At 73.8% G+C, this 2,832-nt stretch carries 1 protein-coding gene; it reads left to right on the forward strand.

Features of this window, described 5'->3' with window-relative positions:
* Positions 1-2,832: acyltransferase domain-containing protein (locus IE329_RS39700; protein WP_190215933.1), on the forward strand; the 2,832-nt coding region annotated here is incomplete at both ends.

Consider the following 2,832-nt stretch of genomic DNA (forward strand, 5'->3'; position numbering starts at 1 on the left):
TCGTGGCACTGCGCAGCCGCGCCCTGGTGGCCCTGGCCGGCCGGGGCGGCATGGTTTCCCTGGGGCTCGGGCATGAGCAGGCCGCCGGGTTCGTGGCCCGCTGGGACGGCCGGCTGACCGTGGCGGTGGTCAACTCGGCGGACAGCGTGGTGGTGTCGGGTGATCTGGACGCGCTGGAGGAACTGCTGGCGGCCTGTGAGGCCGACGGCGTCCGCGCCCGCCGCCTGCCCGTCGACTACGCCGCCCACTCCGCGCAGGTCGAGGCGATCCGCGAGCAGTTGCTGACCGACCTGGCCGGCATCACACCGCGCCCGGCGACGATCCCGTTCTACTCCACGGTCACCGCGGAACCCCTCGACACCGCAGCCCTCGACGCCGGCTACTGGTACCGCAACCTCCGCGAACCCGTGCTGTTCGACCGGACCACCCGTGCCCTGCTCGACCACGGCCACAGCGTCTTCGTCGAGGTCAGCCCGCACCCGGTCCTGGTCTCCGCCGTCGAGGAGACCGGTCACCACCACGGCTCCGACCCCCTCGTCACCGGCACGCTCCGGCGCGACCAGGACGACTTCCTCGCCTCGCTCGGCCGCCTGCACGTCCATGGTGTCCCGGTCGACTGGCGGTTCCCGGACGACACCGAGCCCGTCAGCCTGCCGACGTACGCCTTCCAGCGCCGGCCGTACTGGCTGCGGCCCGTCCCGACGGCGTCGGGCGACCACCCCCTGCTCAGCACATTCGTGGAACTGCCCGACGGCGCGGTGCTCAGCGGACGGATCTCGCTCGCCACCCACCCGTGGCTGGCCGACCACGCCGTCCAGGGATCCGTCCTCCTGCCCGGCACCGCGTTCGCGGAGATGGCGGCCTACGCGGCCGGCCGGCTCGGCCACGCGGTCGAGGAACTGGTGCTCGAAACGCCGCTCGTCCTCGACGACACCCCGGTGCACCTCCAGGTCGTCGTGGGCCCCGAGGACGACGGCCGCACCCCGCTCACGGTGTACTCGCGTGACGGCGACGAGTGGGTGCGGCACGCCACCGGGACCCTGGGCGAGGAGCCGGTGCTGAGCGCCTGGGACTGGCCGCAGGACGGTGAGCCCCTCGACGTCGACGGGCTCTACGACTCGCTGTCCGTGCTCGGCTACGAGTACGGGCCGGCGTTCCAGGGCGTCACGGCGGCCCGGCGGGTCGGCGACACCGTCTACGCCGAGGTGGAGCTTCCCGCCGAGGAACCGTTCGCCCTGCACCCCGCGCTGCTCGACGCCGCACTGCACCCCATGGCGTTCCTCACCGACCGCACCGGCCTGCCGTTCGCGTTCACCGGAGTGGCGATACGGCCCGCGGGCAGTCGGACGTTGCGCGTACGCCTGTCCGCCACCGGGCCGGACACGTACACCGTGGCCGTGGCCGATCCGGACGGCACCCCGGTCGCGGTCATCACGTCGCTGACCGTCCGGGACGCCGCCGCCGTCCCGGACAGTCTGTACACACTCGACTGGATCCCCTTCGAACCGGCATCGACGGGCGGCGAATCCGCGGACCTGGTCGTCCACGAGGTGCCCGGGCCGGAGCCCGAGGCGGACCCCGTCGAGGCGGCCTACGAGAGCGCGCGGAGCGTACTCGCCGTGATCCGGGACCACCTGGCGGGCGAGCGGACGCGGCTGGCGGTCGTCACCCGCAACGCCGTCGCCGCCGCGCCCGGGGACGTGGTCGGCCTCCACCACTCGATGGTCTGGGGCCTGGTCCGCGGTGCGCGGGCCGAGCACCCCGACCGGTTCGTCCTGGTCGACGCCGACCCGACCTGGGACCCGGCGCTGATCGCCGACACGGACGAGCCGGAACTGGCGGTACGTCAGGGTGCGCTGCGGGTGCCCCGCCTGGTCCGCGTCGGCGCGGGCCTCACCCCGCCGGACGGGACCTGGCGGCTGGAGGACACGGGCACCGGCAGCATCGACGACCTGGCGCTGGTTGCCCGCCCGGAACTCATGGAGCCGCTGGGGCCCGGGCAGGTCCGGATCGCCATGCGGGCGGCCGGCCTCAACTTCCGGGACGTGCTGATCGCCCTCGGCGTCTACCCCGGCGAGGCCCTGATGGGCGGCGAGGGCGCGGGCGTCGTCCTCGCAACCGGCCCGGACACCCGGTTCCGGCCCGGCGACCGCGTCATGGGCCTGGTCCCCGGCGCCTTCGGCCCGGTCACCGTGGCCGACCAGCGGCTGCTGGTCCGGATGCCCGACGACTGGTCGTTCGCCAGGGCCGCGTCGGTGCCCGTGGCGTTCCTGACCGCCTGGTACGGCCTGCGCGACCTGGGCGGGCTGAAGGCCGGTGACCGGGTGCTGGTCCACGCCGGCACCGGTGGCGTCGGCATGGCGGCGGTCCAACTGGCCCGGCGGCTCGGGGCGGAGGTCTTCGCCACCGCGAGCCCCGCCAAGTGGGACGCCCTGCGTGACCTGGGGCTGGACGAGGAGCACATCGCCTCGTCGCGCACCCTGGAGTTCGCGCAGAAGTTCCCGCCCATGGACGTGGTTCTGGACTCGCTGTCCGGCGAGTTCGTCGATGCCTCCCTGCGGCTGCTCGCGCCCGGCGGGCGGTTCGTGGAGATGGGCAAGACCGACATCCGCGACGCAGCCGACCATCCCGACATCGTCTACCGGGCGTTCGACATCGCCGACGCGGGGCCGCAGCGGCTCGGCGAGATCCTGGACGCCGTCGTACGGGCCTGCACGGACGGCGGGTTCGCACCGCTGCCGTTGGACGTACGCGAGGTCCGGGACGCGGTCGACGTGTTCCGGTTCATGAGCCGGGCGGCTCACGTCGGGAAGATCGTTCTGACTGTTCCGG

Source organism: Kitasatospora indigofera (genome assembly GCF_014655955.1).
Lineage (GTDB): Bacteria > Actinomycetota > Actinomycetes > Streptomycetales > Streptomycetaceae > Kitasatospora > Kitasatospora indigofera.